Here is a 26,583-nt window from a genome sequence, read left to right on the forward strand (position 1 = left end):
TATTGAACGTCAAAAAGGATTGAAACAGCATTTGTTTGGCATGTTTCAATCCTTGTTAAAAAGTTATGCTTGGCAATGTGTATCGAAAGCGTCTTTAATATCCATGGCGATATCATTAATATCTCGACCTTCGATATGTTCACGTGGCATAAAGTGCACAAGTTGTGTTCCTCTAAATAGTGCAAATGATGGACTTGATGGTACTTGTTGAATATATTCTCTCATTTTAGCTGTTGCTTCTTTGTCTTGACCGGCAAATACTGTTACTTTATGATTAGGTTTGTTTTCATTTTGTTCAGCGACAGCCACTGCTGCTGGACGCGCAAGTCCTGCTGCGCAACCACAAGTTGAGTTGATGACAACAAATGTCGTTGAATCGTCTTCCACATTTGCCATATATTCACTAACATCCGCTTCACTCTCTAAACTTTCAAATCCATTTTCTGTTAACTCGCCTCTCATTTGTGCAGCAAGTTCTTTCATATAAGCGTCATATGCATTCATTATAAATACACTCCCTCTATTTAATCATTTATTGATTTCGATTTGCAATTTGCTTCCAAACAGATCCAAGCGCGTCTTCTCCATTTTCAATACGCGTAATCGCCATTTCAATTTGGAGCTTTACTTCATACGCCGAATCGTCTTGATGCGCTTTTAAACTATCCAATTGTGCAGGACCGCCCTCATCAAAAAGAAACATTGCAGCACGCCATCTCACTATTTTTTGTGGATCGTCGAGCGCTCGTTCCATTTCTGGTAAAGCTTCCTTAAAGCCTAAGTCGCTAATACTGTCTCCTGCTGTTCTTCTAACTGCTGGGCTTTGATCTCTTAAACCTTTATATAAGTATGGAAGTGTGGCTTTGTCTTCAATCATACTCAGTAAGACAACAGCTTCTCTTCTTAATGGTACTTTACTTTCAGTTAATGCCACATCGAGTAAAGGATAGTCGTCTGCGGTTGGCGTTGGAAAAGATTTAAGCATCCGTAGACGTGTTTTCCAATCCACTGTTTGCTGATATGTCTCTAAAGAAACATGAGTATAATGCTTTTTAGGAACGGTGATATTAGTATTTTTAGCTTCTTCAACCAATTGGTCTAAAACATGTTGAGGATAAACTGCGTGCATTTCTTCAATGACTTCTGCCATAACGTCTTCGATATCACCATATCTTACACCTAGTGATGCCCATTTGCGTAAAAATACGACGTTATCTTCAGGTAATTGTGTAGAAAGCATCGCATTGACAAAGCGATCCTCTAATTGCGCTCTATACTCTTTTTCCCCTGTAGTTAATTTAACCTGATATGGGATTCCTTTAAACTTTAGTACTTCTACTTTAATTTCCCCAAAATGTGAGTCCGGTTGAATTTCAGAAAGAGAATCTTGCTGATCATGATTGAGCGTCGCAGTGACTTTAGGCAAAACATCTTCCCAATTTGCTTTAGGTGTTTTATCAACCGCTATAAAATCTAACACATAAAAAACAGATTTAACTTCTTCTATTTTCAAAATAGCATTGATAAAGGGAGGTTGTCCTTCTTTAACTTTCGTATAAGTCGTAGAATGACGACCTTCCCTTGTTTCAGATAAAACAATTTTCATGGTATTGGGACTAGGCGTAGGTTCTACCTTAACAATTTCCATAAAAAACCTCCTCATCAAATCATGACATTTATTGCAACTCGTTTCCAAGTTGTCGAATTTGCTTTCCAATTGAACATTCATTGATGCAGAAGTGATGTGCTTGTGTCTTCCCTTTTACTTTTCGAATGTATGATTTAACAAGACATTGCTCACAATATTGCTGAGAGAGTTGGTCAATCTCGGCAATAGCATTTCTCTTAGATTCAGTGAGCACAAAATTCACCTCTTTAAAATATAATGCATACAATATTCACTATATTAACATGATTGATAGGTACATTGAAATGTTTAAACTTATCGATTCCCTCAATCCTTTCAGAAAAACCTATCTTGAAAATACAACAGGGTTTGCTTATAATAGTAAAGTTATATCGTTGAGCGGTTTCTAAACACCCGCTTTAACAAAATTTAGGAGGGATTCTCATTGTATAACGAATGGCTAGGTTTAGTCGCGTTTTTAGTTACATTTATATTAATGGTTTTAATGTTTCGTTTATTTGGTAAGGCCGGATTATATGCGTGGGTCGCGATAGGAACTATTATTGCGAATATCCAAGTATTGAAAACGGTGGATATATTTATGATTTCAGCCACTTTAGGTAACATTATGTTTGCTTCTATTTATCTTGCAACTGATGTATTGAATGATATTTATGGCCGTAAAGTTGCTAAAAGAGCAGTTTGGTTAGGTTTTTCATCCACTTTAGTGATGATTATCGTCATGCAAATCTCCCTATCATTTCAACCAAGTGATGCGGATATGGCACAAAATGCATTGAAATCTATTTTTGATGTCGTACCTCGTATTGCATTTGCCTCAATCATTGCTTATATCATTGGTCAACATATTGATGTCTTCATATTTAATGTCATCAAGAGAATATTTAAATCGGATCGCACATTTTTTATACGTGCTTATGGAAGTACAACGTTAAGTTCGATATTTGATACTGCGTTATTTGTGCTCATCGCTTTTTATGGCAGTCTACCTAATCCTGTTATATTTGAAATATTTATAACAACGTATTTATTAAAATTGCTTTCTACAATTTTGAATGTGCCATTTGGTTATTGGGCAAAATCACTTTATCGTAAAGGTAAAATTAAAGATGATGGCTATTGATCAGCAATCGTGTTAATTTAAAATTGAAAATGACTTTGAATTGGTCATTAATCTTGCGGGTGAAGATTTCTGTAATAATGTAATACGATATCGTATTTAATCTTAAAGAAGTTGAAGTGTGGTGAGCTCTATTGGCGAAAATACATTTTGATGCAGCAACGAAAGGCAATCCGGGTCTAAGCACATGTGGCGTCGTGATTGTAGATGAACATGAGCGTTATACAGCCACTAAAGTGTTAGGGATGATGGACAATCATACTGCAGAATGGGAGGCGCTCCTGTTTGCAATGGAACAGGCAAAAGCGTTAAATATCGAGACTGCACTGATCTATACGGATTCACAACTTATCGAAGATGCTGTGAATCGAGAGTATGTTAAAAATAAGCGCTTTAAAGCTTATCTTGCGAGTTACTTAAATGAATCAAACCATTTTGCGCTTTGCTTTGTGAAATGGGTTCCAAGAAAGCAAAATAAAGCAGCAAATCAATTAGCACAAGATAAGTTATACCAAACAATTAAGCAACAGTCTGATTCATCCAAATGAAAAAGTACCGAGATTAACTGTTTTTCATAAGTTAATCTCGGTACTTTTTTGTAATATTGACATCCATGCCTCATTCTGAAGATATGCTATAAATGCTGAATAAATCGTTTCGAGACAAAAAGCTCATGTTGATCACAAATTGAAAGGACGTGGTTAAGTTCGACTTGATGTGCCATAGATTCAAGTAATGAAGTCCATTCGATAGGAACGTAACACTCTATCGTTGCCAATTGTTTAGACAGTTGAAGTTCAGATAAATGTTCATGGATTTTTTTCTGCTGACCCGGTGTTAACTTTGCAAGGTTTTCGATAACATTTTCAACTGAATCATATTGTTGAATCAATTTAATAGCTGTTTTTTCTCCGATTCCTTTGACACCAGGATATCCATCAGCTGTGTCTCCCATAAAAGCTTTAACATCAATAAGCTGTTGCGGTTTTAAACCATATTCCGCTTCAAAGCGGGCTTGATTATATTTGTGATATTCATTAAATCCTTTTTTAATCAGCCAAACATTGACATTTTCATTAATACATTGAAGTAAATCGCGGTCACCTGTCACAATATAAACTTCGTGATACTCTTCAGACTCTGAAAAAGAACGTGCGAGTGTACCGATAATGTCATCGGCTTCAAAGTTTTCAACGCCTATATTTAAAAAGCCGAGTGATTGTGAAATATGTTTGACATGATTAAATTGAGGGATTAATTCTTCTGGTGGTTCTGGGCGGTTTTGTTTGTAATTCTTATACATTTCGTTTCTAAATGTCGCCTTCCCCATATCCCAGCAAATTGCGACATGTGTAGGTTGGATATCACGAATCGCGCTATAAACATGTCTGACAAAGCCTTGTGTCCCATTTGTAGGGACACCTGCTGAATTTCGCATAAAATTTTTATGGATACTCGTCGCATAAAAGTGGCGAAATAATAAGGCCATGCCGTCTATAAGTAAAAGTTTTTGAGTCATCGTTTCAGTCCTTTAAGTTTAAAATTTGTGCTAATTTTGGCGTGTTTATTTTTAATTGATTGATAAGTGCATCATCAACTTTGAAATCAAGGATAGCATTGATTTCATTTTGTGCTTCTAATTCTGCCGTTTCAATCGCTTCAATTGCTTTTGAAGTGAGTTGGTCTAACAGCGATTCTAACACTTTTCGTAGTTCAGTCAACTTTGGCTGAAGTAAGTTAATCGTGTGTACTTTGATTTCTGATTGGATTTGTTTTTGTACTTTAGGCTGTAAAAGGTTTCGCTTTGTCAGCTGCTTAGGTAATTGATTAACCATTTGTTGTAATTCTAGCGTTAAAATGGACTTTTCATACGGTTCAATCTGGATTGTTTCGTAATCAGGTATAATAATTCGATACTGTTGAAGTATTTTAATTTTAGGTGCCATTTCTTGTTGTAATGCTTGATTAAAGAAATGCTTAATTCTTTCTATTAACAATGTTTGTTCTAAAAAGAGTTTTTGGTGTATTTGGTCAAGGTATGATTTTGTGCTTCGTCTTTTTTCTTCATTAAAATGATTGGTATTTGTCATTTGGCCATTATAAATCGCTTTAACATCATCTGCTAATTGGATTTTTAAGCGCTCATTTAAATGATAAATTTGATCTTCTATTTCATTAAAGGTCTTTTGTGCAATTGATTGAATTAGTTCAGTTTTAAATAGTTTTTCTTGGCGCATGTGTTCAAGTTGTTGTTTAGTCTGATGCATTTGTTGCGTATTGGTTTCAAAATCACTGATGATTGTTTCGTAAGCTTCCTTAATATAAGCAAATTGATCATACATTTTCTGTTCTAAAAGTGATTTAGAATCGACTTCAGCAAAATGTGTGATACTTTCTTTTAACGTGTGAATCCCTTCATCACCCGTCTCTAAAGCGGTGCGACTCGATACCATAAAGATATCAGGGTTCATTTGGACTTTAGACAACGCATCTTTGACATATGCATATACTGCTTGTTGATCAACATGGTTTTCAGCTAAATCAACAGCATTAATGACCATTTTAAAGGACTGATTGGCTTTCAATTGATTCATATCTTTCATATGTTGTATGAAAGCTTGATCATTTTGTGTAAACGCATGGTTAAAATAACTCACATATAAAATAAGATCTGATGTTGTCAAAATCTTTTCAGTTTCATTCGTGTGTCGCTGGTTATTAGAATGTAAACCTAGTGAGTCAATTATCACTTTGTCTTTTAGCCAAGGTATGGGTAGACGTAGGTGCACCATTTGTACAAAGGTAGCAAATTCATCTTCCGCACTCCATTTTGAAATTTCTGAAGCATCTATGGGATGTTCTATGCCCTTTTCGATATAGGATTGGTATAAATCATAATTTTTTTCTACTGCGTTAATAAAAGCAAGACTATTTTTATCAATCTTTGTTTTTAATTGTTCAAGATTTGTATTTAAAAATGAAGCGATGGAATCAAATTGATCGTCCATCAGTTGGGTCATATCATTAATGTCTGCTAATAAGGCATCAGGTGTTTTAAATGTAACACTGTGATGGGACCCATATGATATTTCTGTCGTAGCGGCAGTGGTAGGATTAGGCGAACTTGTTAAATAAGCTTTACCTAGTAGCGCGTTAATCAAGCTACTTTTTCCAGCGCTGAATGTACCGAAAACGCCTATTTTAATTTTTTGTTGAGTCATTCTTGTTAATGTATCTTCAATGTTTTTGACACTCGATTTAAAGAGTGGGATGTTGCGAACGACGTCTAAACCTTGTTGGATTTGAGTTGTATGCAAAGTTCGCTCATTTGTGATCGCAACTTGATAATTATCGGTTTCATTTGTTAAGCCAGATACGTTCTTTTCCGGTTGGAAATGAATGCGTGTCCGATCAATCAGTTGGTCAAGAGAGTCTGACATATGAATATAGTAATGGCGATAGTTTTCTGTTTCTAGTGATTGCTTTAATTTCCGCAAATCTATATAGCGCTTATAGTCTTGAATATCAGTGGAATCTTCAACTAAATGTTCTTCCGCGTGAACATTTGCAATAATTTCTTCATCTAAAGGCTCAGACATTTTCAAAATATATTGCTTGATTTCTTTCATTAAGTGTTCTGAGAAAGTAAGCACATACTGATTCGTAATTTCTATTTGTGTTTGATAAAGTTCAGTGATGAGGCTTTCAGGAATTTCAATGTGTTGCTTTAAAATTTGCTGATTCAATTGTGTATTATTGATAAAGCGTGTCAAAAATGACAAGTCATCTTGCATAGGCTTTTCAATTTGATGCGCAATCCGCTTTTGCAGCTGTTGCATGACGTCATTAAGGCGTGTAGAGCGAATTTCCTCTGTTTTTCTTTTTTTATTAAAAAGTCCCCCTGCTTTAAAGTTTTTAGTCATACTTTCTAAATAAAAACGAATAGTTTCACGCATGTCATGCGTCATAATATAAGCATTATCGATAATAGATCTGCGTTTATCTTTTAGATATTGCTTGAGGGCTGAAGGCGTGTTTAAAAGTTGGGCTTCTTCACTTATCATTTCATTTTTCTGATGTGTTTGATACGCTTGATCAAATTGTTCAGGCGTGATATTCAAACGTTCTAGAAGCAACTGCATTTCTTGCTGTAAATAATCTGTTTGATGCTGTTGAATAAAGTCTTTCATTCGAGCAACATAATCTTTGACGGGTTCTCTATGTTGATCTTGTTCTTGTATAAATAATGAAAGGGCATCAAATTCATTATAAGGATGCTCAAATTTAGTAATATAAAATGTTTTCAAAAGTTGAATATCCCATTCTTGAATCGACTGTTGCACGCGACGTTGAAAAGCTTCAAAGTCGATTTCTTGATGATTATGTTTATCAATCTGGTTAACAACAAAGACAACCGGAATACCTGCATAATTTAATCTTTTCATAAATTTGAAGTTTAAAGCAGATTGAACGTGATTATAATCAACCGTGTAAAAAACAATGTTGCTTGTATATAAAAATTGCTCGGTCTGCGCACTATGTGATTGTACATTGGAATCTACACCTGGCGTATCTTGAAAAGTGAAGCCATTATTGAACTTTGAACTTTGTATTTGAATATCAATGGATTCAACTTGATAATTTTCTCGATTCATCGCTTTAACTTCGTCATAATTTTGAAGGAGGGTGTATTTTTGACCTTCAATATTCGCGGTCATACCCGATTGCTCAGCAACAGTCACTCGTGCGGTATTACTAGTGGTTGGAACCGGTGAGCTGGGTAATATCTCCTGACCAATAAGGCGATTAATGACTGTTGATTTTCCAGATGAAAAGTGGCCTACAAAGGTCACGGTATATTGATTTAAGTAAACTTTTTTAATCATTTGATTGATAGTCTGAACGAAAGAATGATGATCTGATTTTTCTACTTCTTTTTTTAATTTATATAAAATATCTAGTTCTTCTTGGTTCTGCATGTAAACTGACTCCCCTTGTTTATAAAGCACTCTTTAGTTCTATTATATGAATTTAATTGTAACATTGTACAGTCATACTTATTTTATCACCTAAAGCATCCTGCATAACGATAGGAACACATTATGATGAAGTCAAAACATTATGAAAGGTTTTTATTTATCCTATTAATCCCAATCTCGTTAACGCTTACTTTGTATTAAAATGCAGATTAAAAAAACAACGTCACATGAATGTAACGTTGCAGCGTATTGAATATGCTAATGAGTTAATATACAGCATCAAATAGTATCTATTCTTGGAATTCAAGCGGCTTTGGACGACGTTTCATTTTGAGTAATTGGGAAATGACATAAATCAGAATGCCGGTCCAAATAAAACAGAATGTAATAAACTGATCCATATTAAATGGCTCTTTAAACACAAAAATACCAAGTATAAAGATAAGCGTCGGCCCGATATATTGAATAAAGCCCATGAGCGACAACGGAATACGAATCGCGCCTTCTGAAAAAGCAAGAAGGGGTATCGCCGTTACTGCACCTGAAAAAAGGAGCCAAAATGATGACGTATTGATTCCGACACTTAACCCTGATGTTTGTCCAAGATAAATAAGATAGATTAACGCCATCGGTGCAGTTGCTAATGACTCAATCGTAATACTACTTACTGCAGGCATAGGTACTAATTTTTTGAGTAGGCCGTATATGCCGAATGAAAAAGCTAAAAGTAAAGAAATGACTGGGAATTCTCCTACTTTGATGGTCATATAAACGACACCTAAAGCAGCAAAGAGAATTGCAAGCCACTCTAAACGATTAAAACGTTCTTTAAAAAAGATCATTGCGAGTAAAATACTGACTAGCGGATTAATGTAATAACCTAAACTTGTTTGTAGCACATAACCAGAGTTAACTGCAAAGATAAATGTCCCCCAGTTCACTGCTACAACATATCCCGCTAGTATAATGATAAAAAGTTTGAGTGGTTGAGCGATTAAATTTGAAAAATCTTGATAGACTTGCTTTTGTTGGCCTATTAACGGAATTAAAATAACCATAAATATGAGTGATAATACAATACGAAACATTAACGTTTCAGTCGCATCTATCCCACGAATTAATGTCCAATAGAGTGGGAGTGTCCCCCACATGACATAAGATATTACTGAATAAAAAATCCCACGTTTAAACGCCTGATCTTGATACAAATCAGTCCCTCTTTTCTAAAAAAGTTTTCATGAATTGCTTATTCACTTTTATTTGCCCAATATTGATAATAAGTCGTTTCGATATAGCCATTAAAAAGTTTACGTCGTTTTGTTGCTTTACGATTAACTAAATGTTCGAATGCTTTATGACTTGTCATAATATACAGTGAAAGTTGAGGATTTTGATGCAGTAATGTACCTAAATAGCGATACATAGCTTCTACTTCATCGCGATCACCAATACGTTCACCATAAGGCGGGTTTCCTATTAGTCCAATTGGCCCTTCATGCGCTATTGTTAAAGTATTGACGTCTTTAACTTCGAATTGAATGATATCGCCAATCCCTACTTCATCAGCATTTCGTTTTGCGATTTCAACCATTTTAGGGTCAATGTCTGAAGCGTAGATTTCTATTTCTTTATCATAGTCAGCCTGTTGATCTGCTTCATCTCTCAGTTGATCAAAGAGCCCTTCAGGAATCATATCCCACTGTTCTGATACAAAAGAGCGATTAAAGCCAGGTGCAATATTTTGGGCGATTAAACAAGCTTCTATTGCGATAGTGCCAGAACCACAAAATGGGTCAATTAATGGTGTATCACCTTTCCAGTTTGCAAGTTTGACTAAGCTAGCGGCTAATGTTTCTTTAATCGGTGCTTCACCTTGAGCGAGTCGATAACCGCGTTTGTTAAGCCCGGAACCTGATGTATCAATTGTTAAAAGAACGCGGTCTTTTAAAATATTGACTTCTACAGGATATTTCGCACCACTTTCGTCTAACCAGCCCGACACTTGATACGCTTTTTTAAGTCTTTCAACAATTGCTTTTTTAGTAATGGCTTGGACATCTGGAACACTATGTAACGTCGATTTTAAGCTACGACCTTGCACTGGAAACTGTCCGTTTTCAGAAATATAGTTTTCCCACGGAAGATTTTTAGTTTGTTCAAATAAATCGTCGAAAGTTTTTGCTTCAAACTGACCGATAATTAATTTGACACGATCTGCTGTACGCAACCATAGATTGGCTTTAACTAATGCAGATGCATCACCTTGAAAGTAGATGCGTCCATTTTCAACGCGCGTTTCGTATCCTAACTCTTGTACTTCTTTGGCAACAATCGATTCAAGCCCCATTGGACAAACTGCTAATAATTGATACACAATCATTCTCCTAACATACATAATTGGAATTAAACTGCCTATAAAATATCAAGTCCTCCCCCGGCATGTAAGGAAGACTAGGATTTTAAAGAGATTGACTTAAAGGTATACGTGATTAAGTCAACGGCCCTTAATTTCTGAAATAATATTATGATTCAAAAGAAAGGCTCGTCCTATAAACCTCTATTTTCCTACGCTTTCCTTCTACAACATAGCAAGTTAAAAATTTAATCGTCATTTTTAAGTATGCGATTTATTTTTAACTATTATTTTGTAATCTATTAAAATTTTTTAGTGAATTTTTAACACGACTTTATTTTAACATACGATTAAGCTACTTCATTTATTTTTTACATAAATGAAGGGCTGGAACTCGATGTCCCAGCCCGAACTAGTTGAGATATTTCTATAAGCCATGTTCTGTACTATTGTACTCATTACGTGCACTAGTAGCACTGGTACGCCAGTTGTAATCATCTGTCTGAAAGGGAAATTACCTTTCCTCGTCTATACGTTGAATTTCGTTAGACAAGTGCTCCTACCAAATTTGGATTGCTCACTCGAGGGGTTTACCGCGTTCCACCTTTATTATTTCTAATAAAGCTACGTCACTGTGGCACTTTCAAACTAATATAACCTTATCTAATGACTTAGGTTAGTTCATTGCCGTCAATATCATTGATATTGCCTTGACTTATTGTTTCATCAAGCACGAACACTACAGTCATCTCAGACTGTGTGAGCATGGACTTTCCTCTATATGTAAACCATATAGCGATTACACGAAATATCCTTAAAAATTATAGCATTTTTAATCTTAAAAGCAATGACTATTTTCCAAAGACCGCTTTTTCTAAATTAGAAATACGTTTTAATATGTCTACGTTATTGTTTTGAGTTGAACTTTGGTTAGCGAAACTCTTATTATCTTGAGGTCTACTTGAAGCAACACGAATACGTAGATCTTCAATTTCTTTTTTCAGTTTGTGATTTTCTTCTGATAATTTAATCACTTCATTATTTAGGTCTGCCATTTTTTGATAATCAGCGATGATATCGTCTAAAAATGCATCAACCTCTTCTGGTCTGTACCCACGTACCATCGTTTTTTCAAAATCTTTTTCATAAATGTCTTTTGCTGAAAGCTTTAACGAAACATCTGACATTTGTTCCACCTCATTTGATTTAAATTTCTTCTGACCATTGTAAATCATTGATAAAGCTCATAATTTCGTCAAACGTCACAATATCACAAGTATAGTTTGTTTTTTCAACAAAATCAACTAACTTCTGCTTGAAGAACTTAGGGCTTGCCTCTTGTTCATCATCATAAATTAAGACTGTGACATCCGTATGGTCCAACATAAATTGATCTGCAGCTTGAAATTGATAAGGGCCTTGATAAGTAGACTGGTAAATACTATTAACATAGTCGCTTTGTGTTATGATTTGTTGGTACTGTAATTGGTTAGCCTCATTCCATTTAGAGTTATGTTCTAAAAAAGGCGTAATGACACCGAGTTTTAACTCTGGATATTCCTTTTTAAGTTCAATGACACATTCTGCAGCCCACATTTCAATTCCCAACTGTCCTTGTATTAATACCCACTTAAGTCCCTCTTCAATGTATTGAATGAGCTTTTGAGTAATAAATTTTTTCAAATAGGTCACTTCTTTTGCTTGAGAATCAAAGATTTGAAGTTCATATGATTTATAACCTGTAATATACATCGTTTTATACATGTTTATGACCACCATTTTGAATGAGATAATTCAAGTCGTGTTGAACCGCTTTAAATCGATCTATAAATATTTTTTTACTTGTTGTGGATTGGTGACAGCTGACAGCAAGATCTGAAATAAGTGATTGCATACGCACAAATTTTTGACGATTAAAATATGGAAGATTTTGAATTTGATTCTGATACAAATTTAAAGATGCTACATCTTGATCAACTTGAGAAACAAATGGTGCAATGTCTTCGTAAAATTCAAATTGGTGTCCTTTTCTAGCCTGTTGATAACGTAAAGAGATATGGTTCAAGTCATCAAGAAGTTTTTCGATTGCAGATTGCATAAGTGGTATCACCTCATGTTAGATTACCTCGATTTTATCATATTCAAATTCAAAGTTTTAACCAGATATGTTTAGGGGTAACGGTCAAGACCTATCTATGTTACAATAATGACAGTTTATGAATCGTTTTTTGATTTATAAAACGCCTATCCTATCATGTTTAATAGGACAGCAAGCATGGACTGTAGGTGAAAAAATGAATTATCCAAATGGTAAGCCTTTCAAGCCAAGTCGGACTCAAGACGGAAGCCCTGTGCGTCATAGTTCTAGTAAAATAAAATACGGTGGCCGTGGGATGACATTAGAAAATGACATTGAACGTTCTAATCAGTTCTATTTGAGAATGAATAAAGCTGTGATACACAAGAAACCGACACCTGTGCAAATTGTTCAAGTCGATTATCCTAAGCGGAGTCAAGCTGTAATAAAAGAGGCTTATTTTAGAACGCCTTCAACCACTGACTATAATGGTGTTTACAAAGGCTTTTATATCGATTTTGAAGCGAAAGAAACAAAAAATAAAACGTCATTTCCATTACAAAATATTCATGAACATCAAGTGAAACATATGGAGCAAGTTGTGGCGCATGGCGGTATTGCATTTTTGTTATTTCGTTTTAAAGGAATCGATGAAGTCTATCTTTTATCGTTTAAGCGATTTATTCCATTTTGGGAGCGTTACATAAAAAATGGAAAAAAATCAATTAAGGTTGAAGAAATTCAAGAAAATGGTTACTATATTCCTTATCAGTATCAACCCAGATTAGATTACCTCAATGCAGTTGATAAGTTGATATTAGATGAAAGTGAGGACCGCTTATGACGGAAAAGAAAGGGACTTCTAGTCACGCCAACAAGAAGTCCGGTCAAAAAAAGAATAAAAATATTAAGCGTACGATTATTAAGGTGCTGAGCTTTTTAGTTCTGGCATTTGTCATTTTAGCGTTATTAGCTGTTTTGCTTTTCGCTTACTATGCGTGGAAAGCCCCTGCTTTTAACGAATCAAAATTACAAGATCCGAGTCCGGCAAAAATTTATGATAAAGATGGCGATTTAGTCAAGACGCTTGATAATGGTGCAAGACGTGAGCATGTTGATTTAAAGGATGTTCCAGATACGATGAAAGATGCTGTACTTGCTACTGAAGATAACCGTTTTTATGACCATGGTGCGATAGACTATAAACGTCTATTTGGCGCTGTACTTAAAAATGTATCGGGTGGTTTTGGTTCACAAGGTGCTTCAACTTTAACGCAACAAGTTGTTAAACGGACATTCTTGACTGACCAAAAATCCATCGAACGTAAAGCGCAAGAAGCATATTTATCTTATCGTCTTGAGCAAGAGTACTCTAAAGATGAGATCTTTCAAATGTACTTGAATAAAATTTATTATTCTGATGGTGTTTATGGCGTTAAAGCCGCAGCAAAATACTATTTCAATAAAGACTTGAAAGATCTTAATTTAGCAGAATCTGCTTATCTTGCTGGTTTACCACAAGTTCCAAACACATACAATGTATACGATCATCCTAAAGAAGCTGAAAAGCGTAAAGACACAGTGCTTTATTTAATGGCTTATCACCACCGTATTACTGAAAAGCAAAAGAAAGAAGCACAAGATACGCCGATTACAGCGAACTTAGTTCAACGTTCAGCTGAAGAGCGTCAAGTTAAACCGGATGATGATTCACAACAATACAATTCTTATGTCAATTTTGTGAAGCAGGAATTAATGGGTAATCCTGAATTTAAAAATGAAAATTTAGCTGATTTATTAAATAGCGGTATTAAGATTTATACGTATATGGATAAAGATGCTCAAAATTCTTTACAAAGTCATATTGATAATGGCGGCTATTATAAAAATGATGATCAGCTCGTTGGTTCAACAATTGTAGATAGTAAAACAGGTGCCCTTGCAGCTATTTCTGGTGGTAGAGACTATAAAGATGTTGTTCAGCGTAACCAAGCGACTGACGCACATCCTACAGGCTCTACGTTGAAACCATTCTTAGCTTATGGTCCAGCTATCGAAAAATTACAATGGGCGACAAACCATTCTATCCAAGATGAGCAGTCGTACAATATTGACGGTGGTACATTCCGAAACTATGACCAGAAGAGTCACGGTACAGTTTCGATTTATGATGCATTACGTCAAAGTTTTAACATTCCAGCTTTAAAAACTTGGCAACAAGTAAAAGAACAAGCAGGAAGTAAAGCACCAACTGATTTTGCGGAGAAAGTAGGACTTGAATATGAAAATTCAAATATTGGTCCATCTGAAGTTCTAGGTGGTTCATCTTCTGAATTCTCACCTACGCAACTCGCTTCGGCCTATGCTTCATTTGCTAATGGAGGAACTTATAATAAAGCACACTCTATTAAGAAAGTTGTAGAGGCAAATGGCGATACAGTTGAATTTGATCATACAAGCCATAAAGCAATGAGTGATTATACGGCTTATATGATTACTGAAATTTTAAAAGGTACGTTTGAAGCTTATGGTTCAGCCTATGGTAACAGTGTTTCAGGTGTCCACATGGCAGCTAAAACAGGTACAGGCACATATGGTCAAGAAGCCTATCAACAATATAACTTACCTGACTCAGCCGCTAAAGACGTCTGGATTACAGGTTTCTCACCTAAATACACAATGTCAGTATGGATGGGCTTTGACAAAGTTAAGCAATATGGTGAAAACTCATTCGTCGGCAGTAGTGAACAAAAATATCCTCAACTTCTATTTAAAGATGTCATGAGTGAAATTAGTCCACACGATGGTGAGGATTTCAAACGTCCTGATTCTGTCAGTGGTAGCGGTAAAAGTTTATATGTATCAAAATCACCGGATGGCCATACGACAAGTAACTTTACAGAATCAAGTGGAGGTTCTAACTCCAATTCAACATCTGGATCAAGTGATAGCAACAATGAAAGCCAGAATTTGAATAATGGTAACCGTCCACAACAACAAGGTAACAATAACTCAAATAATAATGGTGGTTTTTTCGGTCATCTTTTTAACCGATAAATCATACAAATATCCCAGTTTACTCAATGCGAGGAAACTGGGATATTTTTTGTCTTTTATTTATGTTTGAAATCAATATATGAAGAAGGAGGATTACTCAATGTGATGTCGAGCACGATAAGCGGCATGCATTTTAATCAGTTCTGATTTGAGGGTTTTCATTTGTTGGTAACCCATATAGTGATGCTTTCTTTCTTCGATATATGCAAGTCGATCAACAATATTAAATGGAACGATTGTGAGCGAATCCAAATCAAGTTGTGCTAATGAAGTGGGTTCGACTTGGTTAATTACGTAAAAATAGTCCATTAATAATGCATAATAATGATCAAGTAATGGCTTGGCCTGTTCGCTTCCTATTTGACGAGTTTTTGCGAACTGATCTAATTCTTTTTCTAAACTAGTCATTTGATTTAACTGTTCCATCACCTATTCCCCTCCTGCTGCTTTAAGCGATGCACGATAACGCTTTTGACCTTCTCGACAATCATCAAATAAAGGACAAACACCACATTTCGGTTTTTTAGCTAGACAATGATAGCGGCCGAAGAAGATAAGTTGGTGGTGGCTCTTTGTCCAGCGTTCTTTTGGAATGATTGAAGTTAATCGGCGTTCAACTTCAGTTACATTATCCTTCCATCTACAAATGCCTAAACGTTTAGATACGCGCTCAACATGTGTATCTACTGCAAGTGCAGGTTCGCCGAATGCGACACTCATCACTACGTTTGCCGTTTTGCGACCAACACCAGCAAGACTTTCTAGTTCAGCATGTGTATGTGGAACTTCTCCATTGAATTGATCAAGTAAAGATTGACTTAATTTTTGTATATTTTTAGCTTTGTTACGATAAAGTCCTATCGAACGAATATCTTGTTGTAATTCCTCCAAATCAACAGCTAAATAATCTTCAGGCGTATGATATTTTTGAAATAATGAATGCGTAACTTTATTAACGGTATTATCTGTACATTGCGCTGATAATAAAACCGCAATGGTCAACTCGAAAGGATTATCATGAACTAATTCGCATTCTGCATTGGGGAACATTTGATCAATCACATCGATCATTTCAAGTGCTTTCTTTTTACTTATCAAAAGGATTCTCTCCTTTCAACCAATTAAATTTTGGAAGGTTTTCTATTTTTTTAATGGGTTGCTGAGATTGAGACTGCTTTTTAAATTTTGCACGGATGGGTTGAGTATCTTCTACTGATGTCACATTATTTTTTTGCCAATTTAATAATATTCTATCCACATATTTTAACGATGTTTTTTGATGTGCAAGTGCCTCGTTCAGTGCAGCATCAATAATTTTGATGTCATAATGGTCAACATCTAGCCATTGATTAATATGTTCTATTTCTAAAGGCGATAAAGGACGCCCAAATTCAGTTTCTATGCGACGAAACAATTGTTTAAAAGCCTCTTCTTGAGATGTAGACTGTGTTGTTTGTTCAACTTGTGATAATACTTGCGAAAATTGTTCATAGAAACCTTCTAAGTTGATATATTCAGTGAATTTACCTTCTGTATTTTTTTCAACTCTCATTTCTAACAAACCCAGCTGAATGAGCTTTTGAATGATGGTTGTCACTTCGAATGCTTTCATAGTTGTCCCTTTTTTTAATATATCTATAGAAGGTTGTTCATTCGAGCGCTCGTAAGCATGCAAAATTTTAAGGAGTATCACTAAGTCATTCTCATTCAAACCTAAATTTTGATAATGCTCAAGGAGTTCATATCGAATTACAACAGGTCTAATTTGAAGTTCACGTGCATTCATACCATTTCCCCCTCACTATATTTAAATGAAGTCCGCGGTGATCTATCAAACATGAGCGATAAAAAAAGAGTGAGTGAGAAACCTCTCAAAAACAGGTTTCATCATCTCACCCCCGAACGAGGTTGAGACCTTTATCACATGGAGACGATAAATGAAAATAACGAACTGACTTATCATGCAAGAAAATTGATAAGTGAATTTATCCATGTGCGCCCAACTTCAATTCGATTGTTAATTAAGGATATAAACGGTTTAATAAACGTGGGAATGGTGAAGTTTCACGAACATGTTCTACTCCTGAAATCCATGCCACAGTACGTTCCAGACCAAGACCAAAACCACTATGTGGCACACTACCATATTTACGTAAATCAAGATAATATTGATAGCTTTCGGCATCGAGATGGTGTGCTTCAATGCGTTCTTCTAATAAATCAATATCATTGATACGTTCAGATCCACCAATGATTTCACCGTAGCCTTCTGGAGCGATTAAATCAGCGCAAAGGACAGTCTCTTCATTTTCAGGGTTCGGTTGCATATAAAATGGTTTGATTTTAGTTGGATAGTTAATGATAAATACTGGTAAATCATAATGATTTGCGATAGCTGTTTCGTGTGGTGCACCGAAATCATCGCCCCACTCAATATCGTTAAAGCCTTCTTCATGTAAAAATTTAATCGCATCATCATAAGAAATACGTGGGAATGGCGTTTGAACTTTTTCTAATTTAGAAGTATCACGACCTAGTGCTTTTAATTCAATTTTACAATTTTCAAGTACTGATTTGACGATAAAAGCAACATAAGCTTCTTGCACTTCTAAACTCTCTTGGTGTGTTGTAAATGCCATTTCAGGTTCAATCATCCAAAACTCAATTAAATGTCTTCTTGTTTTAGATTTCTCGGCTCTAAATGTTGGACCAAATGAGAAAACTTTACCATGTGCCATCGCTGCAGCTTCCATATAAAGTTGACCACTTTGAGATAAAAACGCATCTTCATCAAAGTATTTTGTGTGGAATAATTCACTTGTCCCTTCTGGTGCACTAGCAGTTAAAATCGGTGGGTCAATTTTTGTAAAGCCATTATTATTGAAAAATTCATATGTTGCTCGAATAATTTCATTACGTATTTTCATCACAGCGTGTTGTTTTTTTGAACGTAACCATAAATGACGGTGATCCATTAAAAATTCTGTGCCGTGATTTTTAGGTGTAATAGGATAATCATGAGCATCATGGATAACTTCAATTTTTTTTACTTGCATTTCATAACCTAAATCTGAACGTTGATCTTCAGTGATTTCACCTGTTACATAAAGTGAAGATTCTTGTGTTATAGATTTTGCAAGTTGAAATGTTTCTTCATCCACTTCTGCTTTTACTACAACACCTTGCATAAAGCCTGTGCCATCACGTAACTGAAGAAATGCAATTTTACCGCTTGAACGTTTGTTTGCTAACCAAGCGCCTATAGTTACTTCTTGGCCAATCTTATTTTTTGCTTCTTTAATCGTTGTTTTCATAACCATTCTCCTATTTATTAATACTGTTACTATTTTAACAAAAGTAATTACGAACTTCTACCTAATGACTAATCTGCCGAATCATTCGATTGCATTCGATTGAGTAATCGTTCAAATTGTTGAATATTACCTTGATGTTGTTTGTAATGTGTTAATGTGTTTTGGAAAAATTGTTTATATTGACTATGAACGAGGCGATTATCGAAAGATACGATGACGCCTTTATCTTTTTCGTTTCGTAAAAGACGTCCTAGCCCTTGTCTAAATCGTAAAACAGCTTCTGGCAACACATAATCCTTAAAGACATTATCAAACTCATTCGCAAGTAGCATAGGCTTCGTTGCATGTTGATTCATAAATGGCAATTTAGCAATCATTACACATTTAATCCCTTCTGCTTGATAGTCAAACCCTTCAAAAAATGTGCTTGTTCCCAATAAAATCGCTTTATCAAAATGATTAAACTGTTGAGCAATTTTATAATTTTGGTTTTGTTGTTGCGTTAAAATCACATAATCTTCAAATTCAACCATTTGATTTAAATAATCCATAACGGTATACAACATTTTATAACTTGTAAATAATATTAAGCATTTCCCTTCAACTGTTGTCACGTATCGCGCGATATAATCGACAATGGTTTGGATATATTCATCTTGGTTTTGATAGTTGTAACGCTTGATATCTTTTGGAATAAAGATATGACCATTCGGTTGAAATGCTTGTTGGGATTGGATTTGATAGGTTTGAAAAGATGTTTCATCTTCAAACCACTTTTTAAAAGTTTTAAATGATTGATTAAAAGTTAATGTTCCAGATACAAACGAAATAGAGTCAAATTTATTCAGAATTTTCTCTGATAATAGATGTTTCACAGAGTGGTCTTTAATATGAATTTTGATGGTTGACTTTTGTTGTAAATTTTTGAGCGACAGATAAGCCATATGTCCATCTTTCAAACCATTCTCAATGTGTCGTAATTGATCGACAATATAAAGTAAATGTTTACGCATGGTCTTAATCACTTTATGTTTCATACTGTTAAAGTTTTCGAGTGTTAAATTAATCTGTGAAATAAAGTGATGTAATGATGGTATTAGTACATTGACATCAATATCATAAACATAAAACAGTTTTGACGTTTCATCGTCATATATGTGTGCATTATGGACCATCTCAAACAAGGTTTCAAAAAACTGTTCGTTCATATCATGTATTGCATTAATATCTTGTTTAACGTTAAAGACATCTATAGGCGGAATATCTAACTTTTCGAGTATTCGTTGTTGCTCCAACTGATCAATTTGTTTGAGTAACTTTTCGTTTTCTGTTTTCCCAATGAGCCCCAGTTGATATTTAATGTCTGAATAGCCAAAAGCACGCATGGCACAATCAATCGCATAATCAGGCAATCGATGGGCCTCATCGATAATACAATGATTAAACAATTGATAGATCGTATGGTCAGGTGAAGAATATAATAAATGTGCGTGATTTGTAATACCAATTTGAATTTTCGAAGCATTTGTCCGTATATGGTTATAATAATGAATATCTTTACGAATCGGCACATAAGTTTCAACTTTTTGCTCAAAATACATTTTTTGTCCACCACGTAGATTGAGTTCTTCTATATCACCCGTATGTGTCTCTAAAATCCAAATTAATAACTGCATCTTAAGTAAATTCACATCATAATTCGATGTTTCATCTTTTAACACTTGACTGATGAGTCCCAGTGAAATATAGTCTTGCTTACTTTTGATAAGTGTTGCGTTAATCGTACTATTTAAAGCATCATTCAACATCGGAATATCATGAGATAAAAGTTGATTTTGTAACATTTTAGTATTAGTCGAAATCATCACATGTTCGCCTGTTTCGATATAATACATTAATGCAGCGATCAAATAAGCTAAAGATTTACCGCTTCCTGTGTTTGCTTCAATCAAGGCTTTATCATTATGCATCAATTGCTCAAAAACAACTTGTGCCATATAAAGTTGTTCTTCTCTATATTGATAACCACAATGATCGATAATCAATTGATATAGGTCATTTAAGTCCCCTTCAAACTTTAATGTCGCTTCATGAAATTCGGGTTGCGGCTTATAAAAAATCTGCTCAAATTGTTGTAACTGCTTTTGTTCTAATGAAGGTTGGTGTAATCGAACCAATTCGAAAAAATAGTCATCCAGGTTATATTTGAGTTGTTTACTTAAATAGTAAAGCTGCTTTTTAGTATTGAGCGGGAGTGTTTCAAATTTATCAAAGGCTAAAATCATAATACGCGCTGTCGTCCGGGCATCTTCATCCGCACGATGTGCATTCGTTAGAGGCACACCTAAAGATTCTGACAGCTCTGTTAATTGATAGCTTTTTTCGGTAGGAAAAGCTACTTTAAATAGCTCTAAAGTATCAATCACTTTCTTTGGTTGATAATGAATATGACACTTTTTAAAAGAACGTTTCAAAAAATTCAAATCAAAATTCACATTATGTGCTACAAATATACAATCTTTTATTTTTGAATAAATTTCTTTTGCCACTTCATGAAAATAAGGCGCTTGTTGTAACATTTCTTCTTCTATTGAGGTTAGAGCTTGAATAAATGTCGGTATTTGAATATCTGTTTTTATCATTGAATGATAACTATCAATAATTTGTTTATCTTGTACAAATGTAATACCAATTTGTATGATTTCATCATAATTTGTTTGATTGCCAGTCGTTTCAAGATCGATGACGGCATAACAAGGCGATTGCGCCATATAAAAGGTGCCTCCTTTCTCTGATTGTCGTTTATAATTCGATGTCAGCACTCATTAATCTGTGAAGATCACCTTGACGATCAACGACATGTAAAAAGCCTTGGTCATCAATTTCAACGACTTTACCATAAAATTGCTGTGAACCTTCTGTAAAACGCAGTTGTTTATTCCATATATTTGAATGTGCAATGTATTCATCTTTAATTGCAGTGAATGGCTCATTTAAAAATTGTAAATAACGTTGCTCAATATTACGCATTAACACTTTCAAAAAGTCATAACGATTAGTGTCTTTGCCGTTATGTATTTTAAGGCTTGTTGCTATATGATTTAAACTTGGGTCAAAGTCTGAAGCTTCATGATTAATATTAATACCTATACCACAAATAACTGCTTCTATACCATCTGCATTGGCAATCATTTCAGTTAAAAAACCGCAGACTTTTTGATTTCCAATATAGATGTCATTAGGCCATTTGATTTGAACTTGCTCTGTGAGATAAGTTTGTATCGTTTCACAGATGGCCAGTGAAATAAATAAATTAAAGGTCGTAAGCATTGAAAAAGAAATTTCTGGGCGTAAAACGACAGACATCCATAACCCTTTCTTTTTTGGGGATTGCCAAACGCGTTTGAATCGCCCTTTTCCCGCAGTTTGCGCATCGCTCAAAATCAACATAGTCCCATCAAAATCAACAATCGATTTTTTAGCAATTTGTTGTGTGGAATCGACCGTCGAATAACACTCGAATTTCTCTATAAATGTAGAATCTTTAAAAAGCCCATTTAAGACGCCTTCGTGCCATTGGGTTGGAAGCTCATTCAATTTATGCCCACGATTATGGACAGAATCTATTGAAATTCCTTCTAATCTAAGTTGATCAATTGTTTTTTTAACCGTCATTCTCGAAATATTCAGTTTTTCCGCAATGCTTTGGCCAGAGATATAGTCAGGTCTTGCTTCGGTAAGTAGTTCTAATATTGTTTCACGATATTTCGACATGTTCTTTCACCCATTCAATAATTTCTTCTTGTTGATTCCCTAGTTGGCCTTTAATGATAGCACATTCAACTTCCCGCAAGGCTTTTTTAAGCCAAGGTCCACCTTTTAAATGAAGTGCATCCATTAAAATAGCGCCATTAATAGCCATAGACTGACGATCCTTTATTGGAAGTTCATCCCATACTGTTCGAAGTGTGCCTTCATTATAAATTAAAGGTGAGGGTAATGAGATTTGGTTTGCTTGCCATATTTCCATTAAACGCAGAAGTTCAAGTGATAAATCCAAACCAAAGTCATAAACAAACAATTTTAATGCATTTTTGGTTTCAATCGATTGACTTGTGTTTATCGCTTTGATCATTGTTGAGACCAAATGGTTTTGGGCTTTACTAAGCTTCAACGATTTTAGAGAGGCTTCCCCATTATTTAACAGGATCAGTGCTAAAAATGCTTCCAACGTAAGTGGTGTGACGATTTTCAAGGAAGACATATTCATATCTTTGAAAAAAGGGATATATTGCCAAATGTTCAACGCTTGTAATAAAGGGAATGTCTCAGCAACAAAAGTACCATTAAGTAATTTTGTAAGTTCAGCCGTGATGCGTTCAATTGATAAAAATTGTATATCTGATAACCGTTTTTGCATCGCATCATACGTTTGTGATTCGATATGAAATCCTAATTGCGACTTGAAGCGGACTGCACGCAAGATTCTTAAAGCATCTTCATTAAATCGTGTCTCAGCGTCGCCAACAGTTCGAATCAATCGCTGCTGAATATCTTGTTCACCGTCAAAGTAATCATAACGTTGAAAAGAAGTATCCATAGCAATAGCATTCATTGTGAAGTCACGTCTTTCAACATCTCGATATAAATCACGTACAAAATAAACCTCAGAAGGCCGTCTATGTTCAACATAAGTACCTTCAGCTCTAAAAGTCGTCACTTCATAATTTTCTTTATTCCATACAATATTGATTGTGCCGTGATCTTTACCTATAGGAATCGTATGTTCAAAAAGTGATTCGATTTCATCAGGTGTCGCACTTGTTGTAATGTCAACGTCATGTATAGAGCGATTCATAATGTAATCTCGTACTGAGCCACCAACGAAATAAGCTTCATAACCATTGTCTGTGAGACGATTTATAATGGGTTGAGCGACTTCAAATTGAAAACGATTCATGAATTAAAGCTCTCCTAACATTTGTTTATAATAATATTCATACTGATCTGCGATATTCTGAGAATGAAAGCGTGTCTCAACATCTTTTAGCATGTGTTGTTGCATCGTTTGATAAAGAACTGGATCTTTTAATAATTTTAATGCATATTGCGCAGCTGTATCACTATCTCCTATGTCTACAAGATAACCTGTCTTTTCGTGTTGAATCACTTCTTGAATACCACCTGCATAGGTTCCTATTGGAATAACACCCGTTTTCATTGCTTCTAATAAAGTTAAACCAAAACTTTCTTTTTCACTCATTAATAAAACAATATCTGCAATTTGATAGAAATTACTCATACAATCTTGCTTGCCTAAAAATAGCACTTCATCGGATAAGCCAAGTTCACGTACTTTCATTCGCATATCTAATAATTCTGGACCGTCTCCGATTAATAATAATTTAGCTTTCATTTGTTTTCTAACTTTACTAAATGTGTCGATGATAGTGTCAATACGCTTCACTTGTCTAAAGTTTGAAACATGGATTAATACTTTTTCATCTTGCTCAATATGATAGCTTTCTTTAAAGGATGGATTATATCTTGTCGGAAATTCTGATTCTCTCACAAAATTATAGATAGGAATAATTTCTTTATTTGGCGCAATAATCTCATTTGTTTGTGCTTTAAGTGATTGACTTACACTTGTCACGACATCACTTTGTTCAATTCCGAATTTTATCGCATTTCTTAACGAATGATCGTATCCTAAAACAGTGATATCTGTTCCATGTAGAGTGGTCATGATTTTAATATCTTTACCCGACATTTGTCTTGCTAAAATACCACAAATGGCATGAGGGATTGCATAATGCATATGTAATACATCTAAATCATACTCATTAATGACGTTCGCAATTTTTGTACTTAACGAAATATCATAAGGCGGGTATTGAAAAACAGAATACTGATTGACATCAACCTGGTGAAAGGTAATGTTAGGAATCGGTTTTGTAAGTCGAAAAGGCATATTTGAAGTAATAAAATGAACCTCGTGGCCACGCTCGGCCATTAATATACCTAATTCCGTTGCAATCACACCTGAGCCACCTACAGATGGATAACAAGTAATTCCAATTTTCATCGTCAATAATCTCCTTTATGATTTTCTTTCAAAACGGTTTTTATCACGCGTATTAAATTTTCGCATCGTTTGATTAAAACTATCCGTCATATCAATATTTAAAGAATTAGCTAAACAAAGTAATACAAATAAATTATCGCCTAGCTCTGCTTCAATCGTATTATCAGCTTCACTCTCTTTTTTCTTCTTTTCACCGTGAAAATGATTGATTTCTCGTGCTAGCTCCCCTACTTCTTCAGTTAAGCGTGCCAAATTCGCAAGCGGAGAAAAATAACCTGTTTTGAATTGTGATATATATGTATCAACTTCTTTTTGCATTTCAGAGAGTGACTTGGTCATTTTATGACTTCCTTTCTAAATTCATTCTCTTTTATCTTACATGAAATGAATCGATTTGGGCAATCTATCAAACTCATTCTATTTTAAGATACAACTCAATACGATTTAAATGAAATAAAAATGAGTGAATGCGTATACACAATACATCATGATTTAAAAATAGGTCATTTGAGATTGATGTTATTCCACCTCCAACCATGGCATAACACTGCTTTTAGAGCATAACAAAAAAGAGTTGGAGCAATTTCTCCAACTCTTTTTGCATTCTATTTTTATTGATCCGATGAACGCGCGATTAAAATAAATCTTAACAGCTCAGCGACTGCGACTGCTGTTGCTGCCACATAAGTCATTGCTGCGGCTCTTAAAACGCGTCCAGCGTGTTTATATTCTTTTTCATTTACAATGCTTAACTTTTGAATCTGATTCATGGCACGTTTACTCGCATCAAATTCAACTGGTAATGTCACTATTGAAAATAATACAGCAAAAGCCATTAAGAAAATCCCAATCCATAAAGCAGTTGAACCAATTGCCATTTGTAATCCGGTTAACACAATTCCAGCCATAATGAAAATATATGACAATGAGCTTCCTAGGTTCGCAACTGGTACTAATGCAGAACGGAATCGTAAAAAGAAGTAACCTTCATAGTCTTGAATCGCGTGTCCGACTTCGTGTGCAGCAATTGCAGTTCCGGCTACGCTAGGTCGACTATAGTTGGCGGGTGACAAAACGACTACCTTATTTTTAGGGTCATAATGGTCAGTTAGAAAACCTTGACCTTCTTTTACTTCCACATCATAAATACCATTCGCATGTAAAATTTCTAATGCGACTTCTCTTCCCGTCTTGCCACTTGTCGATCTAACTTGAGAATATTTTTCATAGTTAGATTTAACTTTGTGTTGTGCATACATTGGGAGGATCATAAGTATTACAAAATAAATAATTAAAGACATTAAAGACATTATGCTCACTCCTTTAGACTATATTTTACGTGGTACTTCAAATAGGGTCAATCTTTTTACCTTGTCTTGTAAAATAAATCAAAAACAAAATGGAAATGACTGAAAGCCAAAACGACATGTAACCTATTTGTGTTTCAAATTGTGAAAGTCCTCCATATACAGGATATTGATGGAACACATAATCAATGACATCATTATGAAAGACCCATAGGATACTGACAATAATACTACTTTCGGTAAATTTAAAGAGGGGTAAAAATAAAAAGGCTTGAATGGCCATGATAGCATGCATCAATAGCAACAAAACACCCATCCCATAAATCGTTTCGTCATGCACAAATAGAATGATATTCATCAAGACGGCCCAAACACCATATTTAATTAAAGTTACAAAAGCTAGCGCATCGATAAGCGCACTCTTTTTATTAAAATACAGTAGGACAAGTGACACTACTAAAAAGAGTGTTGCAGTTGGACTATCTGGAACAAATGGCCAAAAATACCAAGGTGTCGTGGCCAATCTGGGTTGATACCAAATATAGCCGTAAATTGTACCTAAAATATTAAATAAAATAAGAAGTAAAAATGGCGTTCGATTGTAAAATAATATGTTTTGGATTTGTCTCCATAGCATGGT

The 26,583-nt window shown here is 34.9% G+C and carries 25 protein-coding genes and 1 other RNA gene; 4 read left to right on the top strand and 22 right to left on the bottom strand.

The features are described from left to right. Positions 1-63: 63 nt before the first annotated feature. From brxA to CD118_RS02775, 3 genes are read right to left on the bottom strand one after another with little or no spacing between them, the layout of a single operon-like run. The gene (gene brxA, locus CD118_RS02765; protein WP_050330899.1) at positions 64-504 is read right to left on the bottom strand and encodes a bacilliredoxin BrxA; all 441 of its coding nucleotides are present in this window, start codon (positions 502-504) and stop codon (positions 64-66) included. 28 nt (positions 505-532) lie between these two features. After that, complete coding sequence (locus tag CD118_RS02770) at positions 533-1,648, bottom strand: virulence factor (RefSeq protein ID WP_103356207.1); 1,116 nt, start codon at positions 1,646-1,648, stop codon at positions 533-535. 28 nt (positions 1,649-1,676) lie between these two features. Then, entirely contained in the window at positions 1,677-1,862 is a 186-nt protein-coding gene (locus CD118_RS02775; RefSeq protein ID WP_050330897.1) for a zinc-finger domain-containing protein, read from the bottom strand. A 210-nt stretch (positions 1,863-2,072) separates the two neighbouring features. Between CD118_RS02775 and CD118_RS02780 the strand changes: the two genes are divergently transcribed. Both CD118_RS02780 and CD118_RS02785 read left to right on the top strand, forming a co-directional pair. Further along, positions 2,073-2,771, top strand: coding sequence for a queuosine precursor transporter (locus CD118_RS02780; protein WP_060829916.1), 699 nt, complete (start codon positions 2,073-2,075; stop codon positions 2,769-2,771). A 131-nt stretch (positions 2,772-2,902) separates the two neighbouring features. Beyond that, entirely contained in the window at positions 2,903-3,316 is a 414-nt protein-coding gene (locus CD118_RS02785; RefSeq protein ID WP_050330894.1) for a ribonuclease HI family protein, read from the top strand. A gap of 86 nt (positions 3,317-3,402) precedes the next feature. Here the strand turns inward: CD118_RS02785 and CD118_RS02790 are convergent, their stop codons facing one another. The 8 genes from CD118_RS02790 to CD118_RS02825 all read right to left on the bottom strand — a co-directional run bounded on the left by CD118_RS02790 (position 3,403) and on the right by CD118_RS02825 (position 12,198). Then, complete coding sequence (locus tag CD118_RS02790) at positions 3,403-4,287, bottom strand: 5'-3' exonuclease (protein WP_060829914.1); 885 nt, start codon at positions 4,285-4,287, stop codon at positions 3,403-3,405. Between the two features lie 4 nt (positions 4,288-4,291). Beyond that, positions 4,292-7,747 (bottom strand): dynamin family protein, encoded by a 3,456-nt coding sequence (locus CD118_RS02795; protein WP_103356208.1) that lies wholly within the window; start codon positions 7,745-7,747, stop codon positions 4,292-4,294. Positions 7,748-8,037: 290 nt separating this feature from the next. Then, entirely contained in the window at positions 8,038-8,955 is a 918-nt protein-coding gene (gene rarD / locus CD118_RS02800; RefSeq protein ID WP_103356209.1) for an EamA family transporter RarD, read from the bottom strand. A gap of 38 nt (positions 8,956-8,993) precedes the next feature. Beyond that, positions 8,994-10,121 (bottom strand): THUMP domain-containing class I SAM-dependent RNA methyltransferase, encoded by a 1,128-nt coding sequence (locus CD118_RS02805; RefSeq protein ID WP_060829912.1) that lies wholly within the window; start codon positions 10,119-10,121, stop codon positions 8,994-8,996. A 404-nt stretch (positions 10,122-10,525) separates the two neighbouring features. After that, positions 10,526-10,911: RNase P RNA component class B (gene rnpB, locus CD118_RS02810), an RNA gene on the bottom strand. 40 nt (positions 10,912-10,951) lie between these two features. Beyond that, entirely contained in the window at positions 10,952-11,287 is a 336-nt protein-coding gene (gpsB, locus tag CD118_RS02815) for a cell division regulator GpsB (RefSeq protein ID WP_050331966.1), read from the bottom strand. 19 nt (positions 11,288-11,306) lie between these two features. Continuing rightward, positions 11,307-11,864, bottom strand: coding sequence for an SLOG family protein (locus tag CD118_RS02820; protein ID WP_060829911.1), 558 nt, complete (start codon positions 11,862-11,864; stop codon positions 11,307-11,309). Next, positions 11,857-12,198, bottom strand: coding sequence for a DUF1798 family protein (locus CD118_RS02825; protein WP_060829910.1), 342 nt, complete (start codon positions 12,196-12,198; stop codon positions 11,857-11,859). Before CD118_RS02825 ends, CD118_RS02820 begins: the two co-directional genes overlap by 8 nt. 196 nt (positions 12,199-12,394) lie before the next feature. On the opposite strand from CD118_RS02825, the gene recU reads away from it, so the two are divergent. Both recU and CD118_RS02835 read left to right on the top strand, forming a co-directional pair. Beyond that, complete coding sequence (gene recU / locus CD118_RS02830; RefSeq protein ID WP_060829909.1) at positions 12,395-13,021, top strand: Holliday junction resolvase RecU; 627 nt, start codon at positions 12,395-12,397, stop codon at positions 13,019-13,021. Further along, positions 13,018-15,234 carry a transglycosylase domain-containing protein gene (locus CD118_RS02835; RefSeq protein WP_050330886.1) on the top strand — a complete coding sequence of 739 codons (2,217 nt, stop codon included), beginning with the start codon at positions 13,018-13,020 and terminating at the stop codon, positions 15,232-15,234. Before recU ends, CD118_RS02835 begins: the two co-directional genes overlap by 4 nt. Positions 15,235-15,327: 93 nt before the next feature. On the opposite strand, the gene CD118_RS02840 is transcribed toward CD118_RS02835, so the two are convergent. The 11 genes from CD118_RS02840 to CD118_RS02890 form a co-directional block, all read right to left on the bottom strand. After that, positions 15,328-15,660, bottom strand: coding sequence for a YpoC family protein (locus CD118_RS02840; protein ID WP_050346220.1), 333 nt, complete (start codon positions 15,658-15,660; stop codon positions 15,328-15,330). A gap of 3 nt (positions 15,661-15,663) precedes the next feature. Further along, positions 15,664-16,332 carry an endonuclease III gene (gene nth / locus CD118_RS02845; protein WP_050330885.1) on the bottom strand — a complete coding sequence of 223 codons (669 nt, stop codon included), beginning with the start codon at positions 16,330-16,332 and terminating at the stop codon, positions 15,664-15,666. Then, positions 16,322-17,020, bottom strand: a complete 699-nt coding sequence (locus tag CD118_RS02850) for a DnaD domain-containing protein (RefSeq protein WP_050345617.1) — start codon at positions 17,018-17,020, stop codon at positions 16,322-16,324. The genes nth and CD118_RS02850 overlap by 11 nt, the downstream gene beginning before the upstream one ends. A 235-nt stretch (positions 17,021-17,255) precedes the next feature. Continuing rightward, a complete protein-coding gene (asnS, locus tag CD118_RS02855; RefSeq protein WP_060829907.1) occupies positions 17,256-18,548 on the bottom strand; it encodes an asparagine--tRNA ligase in 1,293 nt (430 codons plus the stop codon). A gap of 68 nt (positions 18,549-18,616) precedes the next feature. After that, on the bottom strand, positions 18,617-21,319 hold the full coding sequence (locus tag CD118_RS02860) for a helicase C-terminal domain-containing protein (protein ID WP_103356210.1): 2,703 nt from the start codon (positions 21,317-21,319) through the stop codon (positions 18,617-18,619). A 31-nt stretch (positions 21,320-21,350) separates the two neighbouring features. Then, positions 21,351-22,322, bottom strand: a complete 972-nt coding sequence (locus CD118_RS02865) for a biotin--[acetyl-CoA-carboxylase] ligase (protein WP_103356211.1) — start codon at positions 22,320-22,322, stop codon at positions 21,351-21,353. Beyond that, positions 22,306-23,508 carry a CCA tRNA nucleotidyltransferase gene (locus CD118_RS02870; RefSeq protein WP_050345614.1) on the bottom strand — a complete coding sequence of 401 codons (1,203 nt, stop codon included), beginning with the start codon at positions 23,506-23,508 and terminating at the stop codon, positions 22,306-22,308. The genes CD118_RS02865 and CD118_RS02870 overlap by 17 nt, the downstream gene beginning before the upstream one ends. A gap of 3 nt (positions 23,509-23,511) precedes the next feature. Beyond that, positions 23,512-24,636, bottom strand: a complete 1,125-nt coding sequence (bshA, locus tag CD118_RS02875; RefSeq protein ID WP_060829903.1) for an N-acetyl-alpha-D-glucosaminyl L-malate synthase BshA — start codon at positions 24,634-24,636, stop codon at positions 23,512-23,514. A gap of 15 nt (positions 24,637-24,651) precedes the next feature. Continuing rightward, complete coding sequence (locus CD118_RS02880) at positions 24,652-24,975, bottom strand: nucleotide pyrophosphohydrolase (protein ID WP_060829902.1); 324 nt, start codon at positions 24,973-24,975, stop codon at positions 24,652-24,654. Positions 24,976-25,247: 272 nt separating this feature from the next. Next, a complete protein-coding gene (locus CD118_RS02885) occupies positions 25,248-25,946 on the bottom strand; it encodes a zinc metallopeptidase (RefSeq protein ID WP_060829901.1) in 699 nt (232 codons plus the stop codon). Positions 25,947-25,983: 37 nt separating this feature from the next. Next, positions 25,984-26,580, bottom strand: coding sequence for a DUF1405 domain-containing protein (locus CD118_RS02890; protein ID WP_060829900.1), 597 nt, complete (start codon positions 26,578-26,580; stop codon positions 25,984-25,986). Positions 26,581-26,583 lie beyond the last annotated feature (3 nt).

The organism is Staphylococcus coagulans (genome assembly GCF_002901995.1).
In the GTDB taxonomy this organism is placed as follows: Bacteria; Bacillota; Bacilli; order Staphylococcales; family Staphylococcaceae; genus Staphylococcus; species Staphylococcus coagulans.

Bases quoted from the DNA above. Each gene is read 5' to 3' on its own strand.
- brxA (WP_050330899.1), bottom strand. From the start codon at position 504: ATGAATGCATATGACGCTTATATGAAAGAACTTGCTGCACAAATGAGA.
- CD118_RS02770 (WP_103356207.1), bottom strand. From the start codon at position 1,648: ATGGAAATTGTTAAGGTAGAACCTACGCCTAGTCCCAATACCATGAAA.
- CD118_RS02790 (WP_060829914.1), bottom strand. From the start codon at position 4,287: ATGACTCAAAAACTTTTACTTATAGACGGCATGGCCTTATTATTTCGC.
- CD118_RS02795 (WP_103356208.1), bottom strand. From the start codon at position 7,747: ATGCAGAACCAAGAAGAACTAGATATTTTATATAAATTAAAAAAAGAA.
- gpsB (WP_050331966.1), bottom strand. From the start codon at position 11,287: ATGTCAGATGTTTCGTTAAAGCTTTCAGCAAAAGACATTTATGAAAAA.
- CD118_RS02820 (WP_060829911.1), bottom strand. From the start codon at position 11,864: ATGTATAAAACGATGTATATTACAGGTTATAAATCATATGAACTTCAA.
- CD118_RS02825 (WP_060829910.1), bottom strand. From the start codon at position 12,198: ATGCAATCTGCAATCGAAAAACTTCTTGATGACTTGAACCATATCTCT.
- recU (WP_060829909.1), top strand. From the start codon at position 12,395: ATGAATTATCCAAATGGTAAGCCTTTCAAGCCAAGTCGGACTCAAGAC.
- CD118_RS02835 (WP_050330886.1), top strand. From the start codon at position 13,018: ATGACGGAAAAGAAAGGGACTTCTAGTCACGCCAACAAGAAGTCCGGT.
- CD118_RS02840 (WP_050346220.1), bottom strand. From the start codon at position 15,660: ATGGAACAGTTAAATCAAATGACTAGTTTAGAAAAAGAATTAGATCAG.
- CD118_RS02850 (WP_050345617.1), bottom strand. From the start codon at position 17,020: ATGAATGCACGTGAACTTCAAATTAGACCTGTTGTAATTCGATATGAA.
- asnS (WP_060829907.1), bottom strand. From the start codon at position 18,548: ATGAAAACAACGATTAAAGAAGCAAAAAATAAGATTGGCCAAGAAGTA.
- CD118_RS02860 (WP_103356210.1), bottom strand. From the start codon at position 21,319: ATGGCGCAATCGCCTTGTTATGCCGTCATCGATCTTGAAACGACTGGC.
- CD118_RS02865 (WP_103356211.1), bottom strand. From the start codon at position 22,322: ATGTCGAAATATCGTGAAACAATATTAGAACTACTTACCGAAGCAAGA.
- CD118_RS02870 (WP_050345614.1), bottom strand. From the start codon at position 23,508: ATGAATCGTTTTCAATTTGAAGTCGCTCAACCCATTATAAATCGTCTC.
- bshA (WP_060829903.1), bottom strand. From the start codon at position 24,636: ATGAAAATTGGAATTACTTGTTATCCATCTGTAGGTGGCTCAGGTGTG.
- CD118_RS02880 (WP_060829902.1), bottom strand. From the start codon at position 24,975: ATGACCAAGTCACTCTCTGAAATGCAAAAAGAAGTTGATACATATATA.
- CD118_RS02885 (WP_060829901.1), bottom strand. From the start codon at position 25,946: ATGTCTTTAATGTCTTTAATTATTTATTTTGTAATACTTATGATCCTC.
- CD118_RS02890 (WP_060829900.1), bottom strand. From the start codon at position 26,580: ATGCTATGGAGACAAATCCAAAACATATTATTTTACAATCGAACGCCA.